The organism is Ideonella lacteola, from assembly GCF_038066555.1.
GTDB lineage: Bacteria > Pseudomonadota > Gammaproteobacteria > Burkholderiales > Burkholderiaceae_C > Ideonella > Ideonella lacteola.
Genome location: NZ_JBBUTG010000009.1, coordinates 82,005 through 99,760 on the forward strand (window position 1 = coordinate 82,005; position 17,756 = coordinate 99,760).

Sequence of the window (17,756 nt, forward strand, 5' to 3'; positions counted from 1 at the left end):
CGGCCCCGGACGGTCTCGCCACGGTCTCGTCAGGCGCATCAGGCCAGCTGCGCGGCGTGGTGGTGCAGGTGGTCGTCGATGACGGTCGCGATGAAGTAGTAGCCGTGGTCGTAGCCGGCATGTCGCCGCAGGGTCAGCGGTTGGCCCACGGCGGCGCACGCCGATTCGAACGCCTCAGGGTGCAACTGGTCGGCCAGAAACTTGTCGGCCAGGCCCTGGTCGACCAGGATGCCGCCGGGGTAAGGCGCTGAAGGTTGCCCGGCCATCAAGGCGCTGGCGTCGTGCGCCGGCCACGCTGCTTCATCCGCACCCAAATAGCCGGTGAAGGCCTTGCGGCCCCAGGGGCAGCGCGTCGGCGCGCAGATCGGCGCCAGCGCCGACAGGCTGCGAAAGCGCCCCGGGTGCCGCAGCGCCAGCGTCAACGCGCCATGGCCACCCATCGAGTGCCCGAACAGGCCCAGGCGCTGGCCATCGATGGCACCCAGCGGCCCCATCCCCGGCAGCAGCTCATCGAGCAGGTAGCTTTCCATGCGCCAGTGCGCAGCCCACGGCGCCTGGGTGGCATCGAGGTAGAAGCCTGCCCCCACGCCGAAATCCCACGCATCGGCCTCACCGGCCACCTGCGCGCCCCGCGGGCTGGTGTCGGGCATCAGCAGCGCCAGCCCCAGCGTGGCGGCCAGGCGCTGGGCGCCTGCCTTCATGGTGAAGGTTTCCTCGGTGCAGGTGAGCCCGGCCAGGAAGGTGAGCAGCGGCACTTCCTGGCTCGCCAGCGCCTGAGGCGGCAGGTACAGCGCAAACCGCATCGGCAGGCCGATCTCGCGAGAGGCATGCCGATAGAAGCGCTGCACGCCTCCGAAGCAGCCATGCTCGCTGAGCAGCTCCAGCGCGTCGAGCGTCGCCATCAGAACTCCACCACGGTGCGGATGGACTCGCCGCGCTCCATCAGCTCGAAGCCCTCGTTGATGCGCTCCAGCGGCAGCTTGTGGGTGATGAGCGAATCGATGTTCAGCTTGCCCTCCATGTACCAATCGACGATCTTGGGCACATCGGTGCGGCCCCGTGCGCCGCCAAAGGCCGACCCCTCCCACTTGCGTCCGGTGACCAGCTGGAAGGGCCGCGTCGAGATCTCGGCGCCGGCCTCCGCCACGCCGATGATGATGCTGCGGCCCCAGCCCTTGTGGGTGCACTCCAGCGCCTGGCGCATCACCTGGGTGTTGCCGATGCACTCGAAGCTGTAGTCGGCACCGCCGTCGGTCAGTTGCACGATGGCATCGACGATGTTGGGCACTTCCTTCGGGTTCACAAAGTGGGTGGCGCCGAACTGACGGGCCATCGCCTCGCGGGCGGGGTTGATGTCCACGCCGATGATCTTGTCGGCCCCGACCATCTTGGCGCCCTGGATGACGTTCAGCCCGATGCCGCCCAGGCCGAAGACCACGACATTCGCTCCGGCCTCCACCTTCGCGGTGAACAGCACCGCGCCCACGCCCGTGGTGACACCGCAGCCGATGTAGCAGACCTTGTCGAACGGTGCATCCGGCCGGATCTTGGCCAGCGCGATACCGGGCACCACGATGTGGTTGGCAAAGGTCGAGGTGCCCATGTAGTGCAGGATGGGCTGGCCATTGAGCGAGAAGCGGCTGCTGCCGTCAGGCATCAGGCCCTTGCCCTGGGTGGCGCGAATCGCCTGGCACAGGTTCGTCTTGCGTGACAGGCAGAACTTGCACTGACGGCATTCGGGCGTGTAGAGCGGAATGACGTGGTCCCCGGGCTTCAGCCAGGTGACGTCGCGCCCCACCTCCAGCACCACGCCGGCCCCTTCGTGGCCGAGGATGGCCGGGAACAGGCCCTCGGGGTCGGCGCCAGAGAGGGTGTAGTGATCGGTGTGGCAGATGCCGGTGGCCTTCACCTCGACCAGCACCTCACCGTCGCGAGGGCCTTGCAGGTCGACCTCTTCGATCGTCAAGGGGGCGCCGGCCTTCCAGGCCACGGCTGCGCGGGTCTTCATCGTCGTTCTCCTGATGGGGACGGGGTCAAACAGCTGGGGCGCATTCTCGATGCTCGCCGAGGGCGACACCAGGCAACGGACAATCGCCCCATGTCGTTCGAATCACTTGGCCTGGCACCGGTGCTGCTGCAGGCGCTGGCGGCCCAGGGCCACACGCAACCCACGCCGGTCCAGGCGGCCGCCATGGGCCCGATGCTCCAGGGCCGCGACCTGCTCGTCCAGGCCCGCACGGGTTCAGGCAAGACGCTGGCGTACGCCTTGCCTCTGCTCCAGCGCTGGCTGGCGGGCAAGCCCCGGGCGCCACGGCCGGTTGAAGGCCTGGTACTGGTGCCCACGCGTGAGCTGGCGCTGCAGGTGGGCCAGACCCTGCGTGACCTCGCCCACGAGCTGCCGGGGCTGGCCAAGATCGCGGTCGTGTTCGGCGGTGTCTCGATCAACCCGCAGATGATGGCGTTGCGCGGCGGGGCGGACGTGGTGGTCGCCACGCCCGGCCGGCTGCTCGATCTGGTGCGCCACAACGCACTGCAGCTCGGCCAGGTCCGCACCCTGGTGCTGGATGAGGCCGACCGCCTGCTGGCGCTGGGCTTCGCCGACGAACTGGCCGAGGTGCGCGCCCTGCTGCCCGCGCCGCGCCAAACGGTGCTGGTGTCGGCCACGCTGCCGGCCCCGGTGCGCACACTGGCCGACGGCTGGCTGGTCGATCCGGTGGATGCGAAGGTCGCCACCGCGGCCCTGGCGCGGGCTGACATCCGCCAGCGCGCGATTGCGGTGGACGAAGACCGCCGCACGGAGCTGCTCAAGCACCTGCTGAAGGCTGCTGGCGACGACCGGGCGCTCGTGTTCGTGGCCACCCAGTACGCCACTGAGCATGTGGCCGACAAGCTCACCCGCGGTGGATTTCCGGCCGTCCCCTTTCATGGCGACATGAGCCAGGGTGCCCGCGTGGCCGCGCTGGACGATTTCAAGGCGGGTCGGGTGCGGGTGCTGGTGGCCACCGACATGGCGGCCCGCGGCCTGCACATCGACGCGCTGCCGCTGGTGGTGAACTACGATCTGCCGCGCTCGACCGACGACTACACCCACCGCATCGGCCGCACCGGCCGAGCCGGCGGCCAGGGCGATGCGATCAGTTTCGTCACCGCCACGAACGAGGCGCACTTTCGCCTGATCGAGAAGCGCCAGGCCCAACGCCTGGTTCGTGAGACCGTGGCCGGGTTCGAGCCCGCGCAGTCGCCGCCTGAGCGCGACCGAGGCGCAGGCACTGGGCTCGACCCGAATGGCGGCGTCAAGGGCCATCGCAAGAGCAAGAAAGACAAGCTGCGCGAGGCCGCCGCGGCGGCAGCAACCGAGACGACGCCAGAGCCCGCCGCGAAGGCGGCGCGACCGTCACCAGCCCGCTCGTCACCCGAGTCGCCCGCGCCGGAATCGGGCCCGGCATCCAGGCGATCGGGCCCGCCGACGCGACGCGCACGCTGAACGCATCTCCTGCCGAAACCAGATGACTGTGGAGTGACACCGCGAGGGCGTCAACCGGTGGTGCCGCGGGTGTTGCATAGGCCCCGCGAACACCCCTGATGCGCTGACCATGCCCCTGGTGTTGTCGAACACCCGGGGGTAATGTGAAGGTCGGAATGTTGCTCGCGAAAGGCAGGCTTCCTTGTCCGATGCCAAGGTCGTTGCCCCTCGAAATTTTCATGTCCGGCGCATCGTGGCCGGTGTCCTGGTCTTGTCTGCGCTGGCCGTCGCCGTGCTGGTGGCCGACGAGGTTCGAACCTCCCGACAACAGGCCGAATGGCTCTCGGCACGCACCCGGGATCTGCACTATCAGCTCGGGCCCGGGCCCAGCGACGCCATCCGATTTGCCGGCAACGGGCCCTACGACCAGCGCCTGGGCTACCACCAGTTGCCCCAGCTGATCGACCGGCTGAAGGAGCAGGGCTACGACGTCAGCGCGCAGGCCCGCATGTCGCCGGCGATGCTGCGCTGGCACGACAAGGGCCTCTTCACGCCCTACCGCGAGAAAACGCAGGCCGGGCTCACAGTGCGTGACTGCCGTGGCGACGCCTTGTACGACGCCAGCTACCCCGAGCGCACCTACGCCAATTTCGGCACCGCACCGGCGTTGCTGATCGACACGCTGCTGTACATCGAAAACCGCGACCTGTTCGATCCGCCGGCCACCCGCAACCCCGCGGTCGAGTGGGACCGGCTCGGCAAGGCGGTGTTCGATCAGTTGGTACGGCGGGTCGACGAATCACACAGCGCCGGCGGCGGCAGCACGCTGGCGACCCAGATCGAGAAATACCGGCACTCCCCACAAGGCCGCACCGAGACGGCACGCGACAAGCTGCGGCAGATGGCTTCGGCCTCGCTGCGTGCCTACCTCGACGGCGAAGACACTACCGGACGCCGTCGGCAAATCGTGCTGGACTACCTCAACACCGTGCCGCTGTCGGCCCAGGCCGGGTTTGGCGAAGTCAACGGCCTGGGCGACGGGCTGTGGGCCTGGTACGGGCGCGACTTCGCCGCGGCCAATCGCCTCCTCACCACGCCTGTGGCCGAACCGCCACCCGGCCCGCCCCGCCGCGACGCGCTGGCCTTCAAGCCCGCCTTGCTGCCGCAGCAAGCCCTGGTCTACAAGCAGGCCCTGTCCTTGATGGTGGCGCAGCGGCGCCCCTCTCACTATCTGGGCGGCGAGGGTGAACGCGACTTGCAGGCCTTGACCGACAGCCATCTGCGCCTGCTGGCCGAGGCCGGCGTGATCCCCACCGCGTTGCGCGACGCGGCGCTGCCGCTGAAGTTGCAACCCCTGAGCCGCCCTCCGGCAGAGCCACCGGTATCGTTCATCGACCGCAAGGCCGCGACGGCGGTGCGTGGCCGCCTGCAGCAGATGCTGGGCATGCCGCGCGCGTACGACCTGGACCGGCTGGACCTCGCGGTCGACAGCAGCCTGGCCGCCGAGCCTCAGCATGCCGCCACCAGCCTGCTGCGCAGCTTGAACGACCCGAAGGCGGCCAAGGCCGCGGGCCTGTACGGCTTTCGGCTGCTGAACGAAGGCGACGACCCGTCGAAGATCATCTTCAGCTTCACCCTCTTCGAGCGCGTCGACGGCGCCAATCTGTTGCGGGTGCAGACCGACAACCTGGACCAACCCTTCGACCTCAACGAAGGCGCCCGGCTGGACCTGGGCTCCACCGCCAAGTTGCGCACCCTGGTCACCTACCTCGAGCAAGTGGCCGACCTCCACCAGCGCTGGAGTGGGCTCGGTGCACAGGAGCTGGCCGCGATCGAGCGCCCGGAGCACGATGCCATCGGACGCTGGGCGTTGGACCATCTGCGCACCGCGGAAGACCGTGGTCTGCAGCCGATGCTGGAAGCCGCCCTTGAGCGCACCTACTCGGCCAATCCGGACGAGGGCTTCTTCACCGGTGGCGGGCTTCACCACTTCGACAACTTCGAACCCGAAGACGACCACCGCACGATGACCGTGCGCGAAGCGCTGACCCGCTCGGTCAACCTGGTCTTCATCCGCCTCATGCGCGACATCGTCCGCCACGTGATGGCCGACCGCGACGACATGAACGCCGCGCTGCTGGGCGACCCGTCGGACCCCGCCCGCCGGGCCTACCTGGCGCGCTTTGCCGACAAGGAAGGTCGCACCTTCGTCGCCCGCTACTACCGCGAGTTCGCCGGCAAGTCGAACGACGAGATCGAGGTGGCGCTGCTCGACGGCGCCCGCCCGAGGCCGTCGCGCCTGGCCAGCCTCTACTACGGGCTTGAACCCGAGGGTGACGAAGCCGGCCTGGCCCAGTTCCTGGCCCGGCACCTGGAAGACCCGCCTGACAGCGTCGCCGGCCTGCACGAGAAGTACCGAGCCGGTCGCTGGTCCCTGGCCGACAGGGCGTACCTGGCCGGGGTGCACCCGCTGGCGATGTGGGTCGCTGGGCACCTGCGCACCCACCCGCAGGCCACGCTGACCCAGGTGCTTGACGCCAGCGTCCAGCAGCGGCAGGAAGCGTACGAGTGGCTCTTCAAGACGAGGCACAAGAGCGCCCAGGATTCACGCATCCGCAACCAGCTGGAGCTGGAGGCCTTTGCCGAAGTGCACAAAGCATGGAAGCGGCTGGGCTATCCCTTCGAATCGCTCACCCCGTCCTATGCCACGGCATTGGGCGCGTCCGGCGACCGGCCCGCCGCCCTGGCCGAGCTGATGGGCATCATCGTCAACCGCGGCCAGTGGTGGCCCCAGGCCAGGGTGCGCGATCTGCAGTTCGCCACCGGCACGCCGTATGAGACCCGGTTGTCACGGCGCCCGGCCACCGCCGAACAGGTCATGCAGCCCGAAGTGGCGGATGTGGTGCGCAACGCGGTGATCGGCGTCGTCGAGAACGGCACGGCCAAACGCCTGAAAGGCGCCATCAAGCTGGCCGACGGGCAGATCGTCCCGATCGGCGGCAAGACGGGCACCGGCGATCACCGCTTCGAGGTCTTCGGTGCCGGCGGCAAACTGGTGTCGTCGCGCGTCGTCAGCCGCTCGGCCACCTTGGCGTTCCTGATCGGCGACCGGTACTTCGGCACGCTGATGGCCTACGTGCAAGGCGCCGATGCCGAGCACTACAGATTCACCAGCGCCATGCCCTCGCAACTGCTGAAAGCCCTGGCCCCCAGCCTGCTGCCGCTGATCGAAGGCTCAGCCTGCCAGAAACCGCCGCCGGTGGTGACGGCGGCGAACAGTGCCAACCCTTGAGCGTCCGCCGCCCACCGGCGCGCTGCGCACAATGCCGGCATGGACGACATCGACACCGTGGTCATCGGCGCAGGCGTCGTGGGGCTGGCCTGCGCACGCGCCTTGGCGCTGGCGGGCCACGAGGTGGTCATTCTCGAAAGCGAGTCGGCTTTCGGCACCGCCACGAGTGCGCGCAACAGCGAAGTGATCCACGCCGGGCTGTACTACCCCACGGGCTCGCGCCGAGCCCGGCTTTGTGTGCGGGGCAAGCGCCTGCTGTACGACTATTGCGAAGCACACGGCGTGGCGCACCGGCGTTGCGGCAAGCTGGTGGTGGCCTGCAGCGACGACGAGCTGCACCGTCTCGACGCGGTGATGGCACAGGCCGCCGCCAACGGGGTGGACGACCTGCAGCGCCTGAGCGCCAACGAAGCCCGAGCACTGGAGCCAGCGCTGGACTGCCGCGGCGCGCTGCTGTCACCCTCGACGGGCATCGTCGACAGCCATGGCCTGATGCTGGCCCTGCTGGCTGATGCCGAGGCCGCCGGCGCGATGCTGGCGGTGCAGTCGCCGGTGCTGCGCGGCGAATCAACGGCGGCCGGCTTGATACTCGACATCGGTGGCGCCACACCGAGCCGGCTTCGTGCTCGCCAGGTGGTGAATGCGGCCGGGCTGCACGCCTGCGACCTGGCGCGCCGCATCGAAGGGCTTGATCCACGCCACGTGCCCCAGGCGCACTACGCGCAAGGCGCCTACTTCAGCCTCGCCGGCCGGGCCCCTTTCCGCCATCTGATCTACCCCGTGCCCGGAGAAAGCAGCCACCTGGGTGTCCACCTGACGCTGGATCTGGGTGGCCAAGCCCGATTCGGCCCGAGCTTCCGTTGGGTGGATGAGATCGACTACCAGATCGACCCTGCCGATGGCGCCGGCTTCGAGGCCGAGGTGCGTCGCTACTGGCCCGGCCTGCCATCTGGTGCCCTGCAACCTGGCTACGCAGGCGTGCGCCCGAAGATCAGTGGCCCCGGGGAGCCGGCCGCCGACTTTCGCATCGATGGGCCGGCCCTGCATGGGCTTGCCGGCTGGGTGAACCTGTTCGGCATCGAGTCACCCGGGCTGACGGCCGCGCTGGCCATCGCGGAGCAGGTGCGCGAAGCGCTGGCAGCCTGAAGCACCCCGGGCCCGCCGGGCACGCAGTCCGGCGCGGCGAGCAATCGGGATGGTCAGTTGGACGCAGCTGAAGCCGCCGCGGGGGCGGCCGGCGCGGCCGCACTGGCCGACTCGGTGGGCGCCGCAGCCGCCTCGGACGCCGCTGCCGGGTGGGCGTCGATGCCATGCTTCTCGCCGCTCATGTCCACATCACCCCCCTTGGAGAGCATGAACATCGCCAAGGCGGCAAAGAGGATGAAGGCAACGACGATCTTCCACATGGCAGGTGTCCCGGTTGGTTCGATGCTTCACGATAGTGCGCGAGGCTGACACGAGGCGGACACCCTCGGCGGGCCCGCGACGCCGATCGCCTGCAACGACAGCCCACGAAAAAGGGCGGCCACTGGGGCCGCCCTGGATGCTGCTCTGCGAGCACACTGACTGGTGCCCGTCGGATTGCCGGCGGGTGGAGCCCGCGCGATGTCTGTCGTGTCATGCGGGCCTGTCGGCCCCACCGGTGTGGCCCTCCACAACCAGCATGCACATGCAGGCGGGAGCGGGCAGCGACGCCCTCCCCCCGCCAGGTGTTCGAGTTCAGTCGCGGGCGTAGATGTCCACGTCCTTGGTTTCCTTCACGAACAACATGCCGATCACGAAGGTGATGCCGGCGATGATGATCGGGTACCACAGGCCGTTGTACATGTTGCCCGTCTGCGCCACGATGGCCAGCGCCGTCGCCGGCAGCAGGCCGCCGAACCAGCCGTTGCCGATGTGGTACGGCAAGCTCATCGAGGTGTAGCGGATGCGGGTCGGGAACAGCTCCACGAGCATCGCAGCGATCGGGCCGTAGACCATCGTCACGTAGATCACGAGCAGCGACAGGATCAACACGATCTTGACCTTGTCGACCTTCGCCGGATCGGCCTTCTCGGGGTAGCCTGCCGCCTTCAGCGCATCGCCGACCACCTTCTTGAACTCGGCGTCCTTCTTCTTCGCTTCATCCGCCGGCAGGCCAGTGGAGGCGTAGCTTTCGATGATGGTTTCGCCGATGCTGATCTTGGCGACGCCCGGAGCATCCACCGTCTCGTAGCTCACCGAGCGGCCCGAAAGCACCTGCTTGGCGATGTCGCACGAGCTGGTGAACTTGGCGGTACCGGTCGGGTTGAACTGGAACGAGCATTCCTTCGGATCGGCGGTGACGACCACGCGGTTGGTGGCCTGGGCCTTGGCGAGATCCGGGTTCGCGGCGGCGGTCAGCGCCTTGAACAGCGGGAAGTAGGTCAGCGCCGCGATCAGGCAGCCGGCCATGATGATCGGCTTGCGGCCAATCTTGTCGGACAGCGAACCGAACACGATGAAGAACGGCGTGCCGATGATCAGCGACGCTGCAATCAACATGTTGGCCAAGGCACCGTCCACCTTCAGCGCGCCCGTCAGGAAGAACAGCGCGTAGAACTGGCCCGTGTACCAGACCACCGCCTGGCCGGCGGTCAGGCCCACCAGCGCCAGGATGACGATCTTCAGGTTCTTCCACTGGCCGAACGATTCGGTCAGCGGCGCCTTCGAGGTCTTGCCCTCTTCCTTCATCTTCTTGAAGGCGGGCGATTCGTTCATGCTGAGGCGGATCCACACGCTGATCGCGAGCAGGAAGATCGACACCAGGAACGGAATGCGCCAGCCCCAGTCGGCGAACTCTTTCTCGCCAATCGAGGTGCGCACGCCCAGGATCACCACCAGCGACAGGAACAGGCCGACGGTGGCCGTGGTCTGAATCCACGAGGTGTAGGCGCCGCGCTTGCCGTGCGGGGCATGCTCGGCCACGTAGGTGGCGGCGCCACCGTACTCACCGCCGAGCGCCAGGCCCTGCAGCATCCGCAAGCCGATCAGGATGATCGGCGCAGCCACGCCGATCGAGCTGTAGCTGGGCAGCACGCCGACGATGAAGGTCGACAGGCCCATGATCAAGATGGTGACCAGGAAGGTGTACTTGCGGCCGATCATGTCGCCCAGGCGGCCGAACACGATGGCGCCGAAGGGCCGCACGATGAAGCCCGCGGCGAAGGCCAGCAACGAGAAGATCGTCCGCGAGGCTGGGTCCAGCGCCGAGAAGAACTGGTTGCCGATGATGACGGCCAGCGTGCCGTACAGATAAAAGTCGTACCACTCGAACACCGTGCCGAGCGACGAGGCGAAGATGACCTTCTTCTCCTCCTTCGTCATCGGCGCGTTGGCTGCCACTGCTGTTGCCATGTAGCTCTCCTGAGAGATCGCTGTGCCACCACCTCGGCGGCACATGGCGCGAACTATCGAAGCCGCCTCTGACCTCGTTCTGACAGCTGGCTGATACGAAACTGACAAACTCAGGCCAAACCCTGAGGTTCGGTTGCGCCATGTGAGAGTGGAAGTGCAACCGCGGGTAAGTACGGGCCCCCGATCCGCCAACGATCAACCGCGATCAGGCCGTGCCCTGGAGGGCCTCGCGCAGCATGGGCAGCGAATCCAGGCCCCAATACAACTGCCCCTGGGCCTCGAAGGTGGGCACGCCGAAGATGCCCCGGGCCACCGCCGCGTCCGTGAGTGCCCTCAGCTCGGCCTTGACCTCATCGCTGTCGGGGTCACGCTGCGGCGCCAGCTGGGCGCGCAACGACGCGAGACGCGCCGGGTCGTTCGGATCCGCCCCTTGGCCCTGCCAAGCATGGCGCATGACCGCTTCGACAATGCGCCGATTCGGCATGCGCCCCGCCGGTCCGCACGCCAGCGACAACCGCAGCAGCGCCAGCGGATTGAAAGGATGCGGTGCCGGCGTGCGCATCGACGCCACCCCATGCCGGCGCGCCAGCCACTCGATCTGCCGGAACATCCACTCGCGTTTCGGCGCGATCTCGGCCGGGCCCTTGTGCGCGTGCGCCTTCAGCAGGCCCGCGAAGAGAACCGGGCGGTATTCGACAACATGGCTGCAGCCCACCATCGCTTCCGGCCAGTGCTCGAACGCCAGGTAGGCGTAGGGCGAGACCACATCGAAGTAGAAGACGATCGGCGTCATGGCCTCAGCCTTGCTTGGGCGAAGCCTTCGCGGCGACGGCTTGCCGGCGTGCCGGCAGCAACTGCCAGACCCGGCGTTTCGCGTCATCAGGCATCGTGCTCCAGGCGATGATCTCGTCGATCGTCCTGTAGCAGCCCTCACACCAGCCGGTGTGGTCGTTCATGCGGCAGACACTGCTGCAGGGCGAAGCAACTCCCGTGGACATCGCGCGCCCTCGATCAGGCCTGGACAACGTCGGCCACCGGGGCGCCGGTCAGGCGCTCCAGATCACCTGGCGACAGACGGAACACCCCGTTGGGATGCCCCGCCGCCGCCCAGACCTCGTCGAAGCGAAACAGTTCGCGGTCGATCAGCGTGACGGGCGGCGTGGCGTGGCCCACAGGCGCCACGCCGCCGATCGAGTAGCCCGTCTTCGACTTGACGAAATCGGCATCGGCCCGGCCCACCGGCCCGACGAGCGCCGCCACCTTCTTCTCGTCCACCCGCTTGTCGCCCGACGCGACCACCAGCACCGCGGCGTCGTCGGCCTTGCGGCGGAAGATCACGCTCTTGGCGATCTGGCCGGTGGTCAGGCCCAGCGCCTCGGCCGCCTCCTGGCAGGTGCGGGCCGGCACATCGAGCCAACGAGGACGGTGGGGGTGTCCCAGATCGGCCAGCAGGCGCGTGACCTGCATGAAAGCCTCGTGCATGGGCGAATCGTCGGGGGAGGTATCGGCAGCCATGGCCCGAATTGTGACCGGGCCACAATGCCCTGATGAAACCCTCAGACAGCCTCGTGCCCGGCTCGACGGGCGACGATCCCCTTTCCCGAACGCGCGACTGGGTCGAGCGCGCCGTGATCGGGCTCAACCTCTGCCCCTTTGCCAAGAGTGTCCAGATCAAGGGGCAGGTGCGCTATGTGTTGAGCGAGGCCACCGAGACGACCGACTTGAAAGCACTGTTGGCCCAGGAACTGCAGCACCTGGTTCACACGGACCCCGAGGTGACCGACACGACGCTGATCGTCCACCCCCACGTGCTGCAGGACTTTCTGGACTTCAACGACTTCCTCGACGAAGCCGATGCCTTGCTGGACGAATTGGGGTTGGAGGGCACGCTGCAGATCGCCAGCTTCCATCCCCAGTTCCAGTTCGCCGGCACCGCGCCAGACGACATCACCAACTACACCAACCGCACGCCCTACCCCACCTTGCACCTGCTGCGCGAGGCCAGCATCGACCGCGCCGTCGAAGCCTTCCCCGAGGCCGAGGCCATCTACGAGCGCAACATGGAAACACTGCAGCGCCTGGGACTGGACGGGTGGAACGGGTTGTTTGCCAGGGCGCGATGAGCGCCGAAAGCTGTAGCGACGCGTTCCGCCCTCCTTCGTCAGCCAACGCAGCGCTTCGCCGCTGCGCTGCGGACCGCGCACAGCTTCTCGAAGCTCCAGGACAGACGCTGGGGTCGTTCGCCCGGCAGCGTCCCAACCCAGGAAAGGAGCGCTCGATGTTGAGGAACGTGGTCGTCAATACGGCAAAAGTGATCGGAAGAGCGGGCGTCGGATATGGCTTGGAAAAGGCCGCCGAGTCCGCCAAAGAAGGGATTGAGGGCGACAAGAAACCTGAAGGCAACGCCAAACCCCCCGGCAACAGCCCCGATTGGAGTTGGGTGACACGGCGGGTGAGACTGCTGACAAGTTGCGCGCTCGCACCGGCCAGTTGTCGATTGGAGATTCGCTGAAGTGCAAAGCCGAAAGGGCCCAGCGCACTGTGGCGAATGCGGCCGATGCAGCGCGCCATCCGCAGAGGACCGGTCAAGCAATGAAGAACGAGATCGAGAATCTGGTCGACAGTTCGGCTGAATTGCGAGACGAAGTGCAGGGCCTTCGTCGACTGGCCAACGGAGAGACCAGCCTCCAGGAGAAGACTGCGCTTGGTGCCACCGCAGTCCAGGTCGCCGCCACCAACGCCTGGGACACGACAGTGAAGGCGGCGAAAGTTGCTTCCGCCGCTCCCAGCTTCGGCAAAGAGGGCATCAAAGACGTCGCGCAAGCCGCTCAAGAGCATGTCGCCGAACAAGCCAAAGTTACCGCGGCGACGAGCGCGATCATTCATGGAGCGGCCAAAGCGATGCAGATCCCTGCCGCCCCGCTGCCCGTCAAGGTCTTCGGAAAGAGTGTGGAGGTCGTCAACGGCATGGCCACCGGTACAGCCATCGCCGACATGAAGAAGCAAGTCGAGGAATCAGTTCCCGGCCCTGTCCGAGAAAAGCTGGGCGAGATCGGTCCCAACGGCTGACCATCGGAGCGGCTGGCGGCAGGGCGTGATCCCGCCCTCCTACAATCGCGGCCCTTGCCGCCAACCCGTTTGATGCCGTGTCCGACCGACTGCGCGTGCTGCCGCAATACCTGCTGCCCAAGCAGGCCCTGACTTCGCTGATGGGCGCGCTGGCTCGCCGTGAAGCCGGTGGCTTGACCACTTGGGTGATCGAGCGCTTCGTGGCGCGCTATGGCGTCAACATGGCCGAAGCGGCGCAGCCCGACATCGGCGCCTACAAGACCTTCAACGAGTTCTTCACCAGGCCGCTGAAGCCCGGCGCGCGACCGATCGCCACGTCGCCGCTCATCTGCCCGGTGGATGGCGCGATCAGCCAGTTCGGCCCGATCGACGGCGACCAGATCTTCCAAGCCAAGGGTCACCAGTACTCGACCGCCGCACTGGTTGGCGGTGACCAGGCCCTGGCGGCCCATTTCCATGGCGGTTCGTTCGCCACGCTCTACCTGAGCCCACGCGACTACCACCGCATCCACATGCCCTGCGATGGGCGCCTGTTGCGCATGCTGCATGTCCCAGGCGATCTGTTCTCGGTGAACCCGACGACCGCCCGGGGCGTGCCCGGCTTGTTCGCCCGCAACGAGCGGGTGGTGTGCCTGTTCGATGGCCCGCTCGGCCCCTTCATCTTGGTTCTCGTGGGCGCCACCGTCGTGGGCAGCATGGCCACCGTCTGGCATGGCGTGGTGAACCCGCCGCGGCCGGGGCATCTGCGCGAGTGGGCGTACCACAACGAGAACATCGTTCTGAAGCAGGGCGAAGAGATGGGCCGATTCCTCCTCGGCTCGACGGTCGTGATGCTGTTCCAGCGCCGGCCGGACGGGCAACCCTTGCGCTTCAACGCCGGTTGGGCGCCCGCAGGCGCCATCCGCCTGGGCGAGGCCATGGCGGGATGAACGGGCCCGGCGGGTTGTCGACGCATCGCTGCCGGCCGCCGCCGCCGTGCGGCCGCCGTCGCGCCTGTCGATCGACTGCGCGGTACCTGGCCAGCGGGCTGCTCACGGCAGCCAGCCTCGGCGCTCATGGGCCTTTGATGGCCGAGGGGCTCGTCTGGGGGGGCGAGGCCTCGATCGCCACCGACTTCATCGAACGCGGCATGTCCCCCTGGCCGACAGACGCTGTCGCGCAAGGCCTGCTCACCGTGTCGGACAACACGGCCTGGGCGGCCACGCTGGCCCTCACCGCCCCGGAGGACCATGCCCGCGATTACCTCGTGGTGGCGCGCGGCGCCGCCTATGGCCATGTCGGCGACAACTGGCAGTGGCAAGCCCATGCCGGTGTCTACGTCTACCCAGGCGGCGGGCCGGCCTACCGGGCGTTCGACCGGGCCGAAGCCGGGCTCTCGGCCGGCTACCGCGATGTCGCCACGCTGACGCTGTCCGCGCTGCGGATGACCGGCAAACCGGCCGACGACCACCTGTACCCCGCGGCCGAACTGTCGCTGCGATGGCCGTTGTCCGACCATTGGACCCTGGCAGCCGGCGTGGGCCGCAGTGAAGTGCTGCGCTGGCCTGGGGTCTGGTACACCTACGGCGATGTGGGGGTGGAATGGCAGGCCGGGCCATGGCGGGCCGCCCTGCGCCAGGTGGGCGCGAGCGACGCCGCCCGCCCGTACATGGCGGGCGGCAATGACCCGAGAACCACGGTCAGCCTCGGCTGGCAGTTCTGATCGGCGGACAGCCCCGCGGGCTGCGCCAAGCAGCGGGAGTCTTTTTTCGGCCCACCGCAACCTTTTCACCGCGCTGGTGCACTCACCGGGCAAGCTGAGCCTGCGCCGATGACCTCCGACACCTCCAACGACGACGATCTCGAACGATCGCTGCTGCGCCGCATCGCCTCTGGCGACCGGCAGGCACTGGCCGGGTTGTACCGGCCCTACCACCGCCGACTGGCGCGCTTCCTGTCGCGACTGACGCGGCGGCCCGATGTGATAGACGAGGTGATCAACGATTGCTTCTGGATCGTCTGGCAGAAGGCGGCCGCGTTCCGTGGCGATTCCCGCGTCTCCACCTGGATCTTCGGCATCGCCTACCGCTGCGCGTTGAAGGCGCTTCGGCAGCACGGCGAGGAGGCCGATGTCGATGTGTCCGATACCGCCGTGCAAGAGCTGGCCGATCCGTCGTCTGACCCCCAGGCCGAGCACGAACTGCGCGACTGGCTGGGCAAGGCCATGGCGCGCCTGCCCTCAGACCAGCGCATCGTGCTGGAGCTGGCCTATGGCGAGGGCCACTCCCTTGAAGAAATTGCCGCCATCATGCAGTGCCCGGTGGGCACGGTGAAGGCGCGGATGTTCCACGCCCGTGTGAAGCTGCGCAACCTGTTGCCCGACCTGGCCGGCCAGCGCAGCCCGAAAGCAGTGCCATGAACCGAGATACCCCTGACCACACCGACGCCCGCCCCGAACACCTGCGCGCCTGGGAGGCACTGCCTTGGGTGGTGAACGGCCGCGCCACCCCCGAACAGGCCCGCTGGGTGGCCGAGCACGTGGCGCATTGCGACGACTGCCGCGCCGAACTCTCGTGGCAGCAGCGCCTGCACGATGCACTGGCGGCCCCGGCGACGGCAGAGTCGGACGACTGCGCGGCGGAAGCCGGCCTGCAGCGCCTGCTGGGCCGTTTGGACGACGTGGGCCAAGACCAGCCCGAACCCTCGGGCTACCCTGTCGCCGCCCCCACATCCCCCACATCCCTGCCACCCACAACGGCCCGGGCACAGCGTGTGACCTGGGCGCTGGCCGCCGCCGTCGTGATCCAGGCCGTCGGGCTGGGGGTCATGAGTCTGCAGCTGACCGGCGCCGACGGCGACGGCAACGGCTACCGCACCTTGTCCGACACGGCGGCACCGGCGGCCACCAACGCCGCCTGGCGCGTGGTCCCGCAGGCCGAGATGACCTTGGCGCAATGGCAAGGCCTGCTGCAGTCGATGCAGCTGCAAATCGTCAGCGGCCCCAATGCCGCGGGCGCCTATGCCCTGGCCCCGGCGATCGGCGCCATTGCCCCCCGCGACGCCACACTGGCCCGCCTGCGTGCGTCCCCTGGGGTCCGCATGGCCGAGCCGATCGGCGGCACGCCATGAGTCGAGCGACAGCCGATCGCGCCACTTTGTGGCTGAGGCCGAGGCGGTGGGTGGGGTCGTGGTTGCTTTGCGGCGCCGCGGTGCTGCAGACGCTGGCGCTGGGGGGCTGCGCATCAGCGGCGACCGAGCCAGAGGCGGCCTCAGCGGCGATGCGCGACGAAAGCAGCCGCTACATCGTGCTCGCGGTGGACAACCCCTTGAGTTCACCCGGCGGCCGCGCCGGCGCCAGCCTGGGCAGCTACGGGGCGGCGCCGCGCTATGTGCTGGGCAGCCGCGCCGCCGCCACGCTCGCAGCGCTGGCACGTGAACACGGCCTGCGCGAGACCGCCGGCTGGCCGATCGTCTCGCTGGGCTGGCACTGCGTGGTGTTCGAGCTGCCCGCGGGCGCCGAACGCGGCCAGGTGCTTGCCGCGCTGCAAGCCGACCCCCGCGTGCGCCTGGCTCAGCCGCTGCAAGAGTTCGACACCCAAGGCGCCACAGGGCCGGGCGCGCCGCCGCCCCCTGCGCTGCCCCCATCGACCTCACCGACAAACAGCCCTGGCACCCCGGCGGCCACCCCGACGTCGCCGGGGGCGCCCACCGAACGCGTGCCCTACAACGACCCGTACGTCGACCTCCAGCGCAGCTTTCTCGACATGGGCGCGGCCCAGGCCCACCGCATCAGCACCGGTGCGGGCGTTCGCATCGCCGTGGTGGACACCGGCGCGGCCCTGAACCACCCCGATCTGCGGGGCCGCATCCTGGCCACCCGTGACCTGGTTGGAGAACCGGCGGCACGCTTCGAAGGCGACAAGCACGGCACCGAAGTGGCGGGCGTGATCGCCGCGGTGGGCAACAACGGCGAAGGCATCGTCGGTATCGCACCGCAGGCGGGGCTGGAAGTGTTCAAGGCCTGTTGGGGCCGCCATGCCACGGGGGGCGCAGAAAGCCCCGCGCGCTGCAATTCATTCACGCTGGCCAAGGCGCTGGCCGGTGTACTCGAGTCGAACGCCCGGATCGTCAACCTGAGCCTGGGCGGCCCGAGCGACCCCTTGCTCGAGAAGCTGCTCGGCGAGTTGCTGCGGCAAGGGCGCGTCATCATCGGCGCCTTGCCGCCCGACGGCCGGCGTGGCGGGTTTCCGACCGGCGTGGAGGGTGTGTTGGCGGTCGGCGTGGCGGGCGAACTGCAGTCGCCCGCCGATGCCAGCGTGATCGCGGCCCCCGGCCGTGATGTGCTGACCTTGCAGCCGGGCACCGGCTACGACTACGCCAGCGGATCATCCATCGCGGCCGCCCACGTGAGCGCCGTGGCCGCCTTGTTGCTGGCCGCCGATCCTCGGCTGGATCGACTGGCCCTGAGCACGCTGCTCCAAGGCGCCAGCCAAGGCAGAGTGCTCGATGCCGGCGCCGCCTTGCGCACGCTGAGCACGCGCCTTGCCACCAGCCGGCGCTCGTGACGCGCCGAGTTCG

18 protein-coding genes are annotated in these 17,756 nt (G+C 68.4%); 11 read left to right on the forward strand and 7 right to left on the reverse strand.

Going from position 1 to position 17,756, the window contains the following annotated elements; translation table 11 throughout:
* Positions 1–38 precede the first annotated feature (38 nt).
* Positions 39–902, reverse strand: a complete 864-nt coding sequence (gene fghA / locus AACH06_RS14985) for an S-formylglutathione hydrolase (RefSeq protein WP_341426544.1) — start codon at positions 900–902, stop codon at positions 39–41.
* Entirely contained in the window at positions 902–2,008 is a 1,107-nt protein-coding gene (locus tag AACH06_RS14990) for an S-(hydroxymethyl)glutathione dehydrogenase/class III alcohol dehydrogenase (protein ID WP_341426545.1), read from the reverse strand. The genes fghA and AACH06_RS14990 overlap by 1 nt, the downstream gene beginning before the upstream one ends.
* 90 nt (positions 2,009–2,098) lie before the next feature.
* Here AACH06_RS14990 and AACH06_RS14995 point away from each other — a divergent pair, with 90 nt between their 5' ends.
* From AACH06_RS14995 to AACH06_RS15005, 3 genes are all read left to right on the forward strand, one after another.
* Positions 2,099–3,484 (forward strand): DEAD/DEAH box helicase, encoded by a 1,386-nt coding sequence (locus tag AACH06_RS14995; protein ID WP_341426546.1) that lies wholly within the window; start codon positions 2,099–2,101, stop codon positions 3,482–3,484.
* 232 nt (positions 3,485–3,716) lie between these two features.
* On the forward strand, positions 3,717–6,755 hold the full coding sequence (locus tag AACH06_RS15000) for a transglycosylase domain-containing protein (RefSeq protein ID WP_341426547.1): 3,039 nt from the start codon (positions 3,717–3,719) through the stop codon (positions 6,753–6,755).
* 39 nt (positions 6,756–6,794) lie between these two features.
* Positions 6,795–7,901: an NAD(P)/FAD-dependent oxidoreductase gene (locus AACH06_RS15005; protein WP_341426548.1), complete on the forward strand. Its 1,107-nt coding sequence runs from the start codon at positions 6,795–6,797 to the stop codon at positions 7,899–7,901.
* Between the two features lie 53 nt (positions 7,902–7,954).
* Here AACH06_RS15005 and AACH06_RS15010 read toward each other — a convergent pair whose 3' ends face one another.
* From AACH06_RS15010 to AACH06_RS15030, 5 genes are all read right to left on the reverse strand, one after another.
* Positions 7,955–8,161 carry a hypothetical protein gene (locus tag AACH06_RS15010; protein ID WP_341426549.1) on the reverse strand — a complete coding sequence of 69 codons (207 nt, stop codon included), beginning with the start codon at positions 8,159–8,161 and terminating at the stop codon, positions 7,955–7,957.
* Between the two features lie 313 nt (positions 8,162–8,474).
* The gene (locus tag AACH06_RS15015; protein WP_341426550.1) at positions 8,475–10,130 is read right to left on the reverse strand and encodes an MFS transporter; all 1,656 of its coding nucleotides are present in this window, start codon (positions 10,128–10,130) and stop codon (positions 8,475–8,477) included.
* Between the two features lie 205 nt (positions 10,131–10,335).
* Complete coding sequence (locus AACH06_RS15020) at positions 10,336–10,923, reverse strand: 2-hydroxychromene-2-carboxylate isomerase (RefSeq protein WP_341426551.1); 588 nt, start codon at positions 10,921–10,923, stop codon at positions 10,336–10,338.
* Positions 10,924–10,927: 4 nt separating this feature from the next.
* Positions 10,928–11,128: a DUF1289 domain-containing protein gene (locus AACH06_RS15025; protein WP_341426552.1), complete on the reverse strand. Its 201-nt coding sequence runs from the start codon at positions 11,126–11,128 to the stop codon at positions 10,928–10,930.
* 13 nt (positions 11,129–11,141) lie between these two features.
* The gene (locus AACH06_RS15030) at positions 11,142–11,612 is read right to left on the reverse strand and encodes a YbaK/EbsC family protein (protein WP_341426710.1); all 471 of its coding nucleotides are present in this window, start codon (positions 11,610–11,612) and stop codon (positions 11,142–11,144) included.
* Between the two features lie 65 nt (positions 11,613–11,677).
* Here AACH06_RS15030 and AACH06_RS15035 point away from each other — a divergent pair, with 65 nt between their 5' ends.
* The 8 genes from AACH06_RS15035 (at position 11,678) to AACH06_RS15070 (ending at position 17,743) form a co-directional block, all read left to right on the forward strand.
* The gene (locus tag AACH06_RS15035) at positions 11,678–12,253 is read left to right on the forward strand and encodes a DUF1415 domain-containing protein (RefSeq protein ID WP_341426553.1); all 576 of its coding nucleotides are present in this window, start codon (positions 11,678–11,680) and stop codon (positions 12,251–12,253) included.
* A 155-nt stretch (positions 12,254–12,408) separates the two neighbouring features.
* Positions 12,409–12,642, forward strand: a complete 234-nt coding sequence (locus AACH06_RS15040) for a hypothetical protein (RefSeq protein WP_341426554.1) — start codon at positions 12,409–12,411, stop codon at positions 12,640–12,642.
* Positions 12,643–12,722: 80 nt separating this feature from the next.
* A complete protein-coding gene (locus tag AACH06_RS15045) occupies positions 12,723–13,199 on the forward strand; it encodes a hypothetical protein (RefSeq protein WP_341426555.1) in 477 nt (158 codons plus the stop codon).
* Positions 13,200–13,276: 77 nt separating this feature from the next.
* Positions 13,277–14,128 (forward strand): archaetidylserine decarboxylase, encoded by an 852-nt coding sequence (asd, locus tag AACH06_RS15050; protein ID WP_341426556.1) that lies wholly within the window; start codon positions 13,277–13,279, stop codon positions 14,126–14,128.
* 137 nt (positions 14,129–14,265) lie between these two features.
* Entirely contained in the window at positions 14,266–14,901 is a 636-nt protein-coding gene (locus AACH06_RS15055; RefSeq protein WP_341426557.1) for a TorF family putative porin, read from the forward strand.
* A gap of 108 nt (positions 14,902–15,009) precedes the next feature.
* Positions 15,010–15,597, forward strand: a complete 588-nt coding sequence (locus tag AACH06_RS15060; protein ID WP_341426558.1) for an RNA polymerase sigma factor — start codon at positions 15,010–15,012, stop codon at positions 15,595–15,597.
* The gene (locus tag AACH06_RS15065) at positions 15,594–16,307 is read left to right on the forward strand and encodes an anti-sigma factor family protein (protein ID WP_341426559.1); all 714 of its coding nucleotides are present in this window, start codon (positions 15,594–15,596) and stop codon (positions 16,305–16,307) included. The genes AACH06_RS15060 and AACH06_RS15065 overlap by 4 nt, the downstream gene beginning before the upstream one ends.
* Positions 16,304–17,743 (forward strand): S8 family serine peptidase, encoded by a 1,440-nt coding sequence (locus AACH06_RS15070; RefSeq protein WP_341426560.1) that lies wholly within the window; start codon positions 16,304–16,306, stop codon positions 17,741–17,743. The genes AACH06_RS15065 and AACH06_RS15070 overlap by 4 nt, the downstream gene beginning before the upstream one ends.
* Positions 17,744–17,756 lie beyond the last annotated feature (13 nt).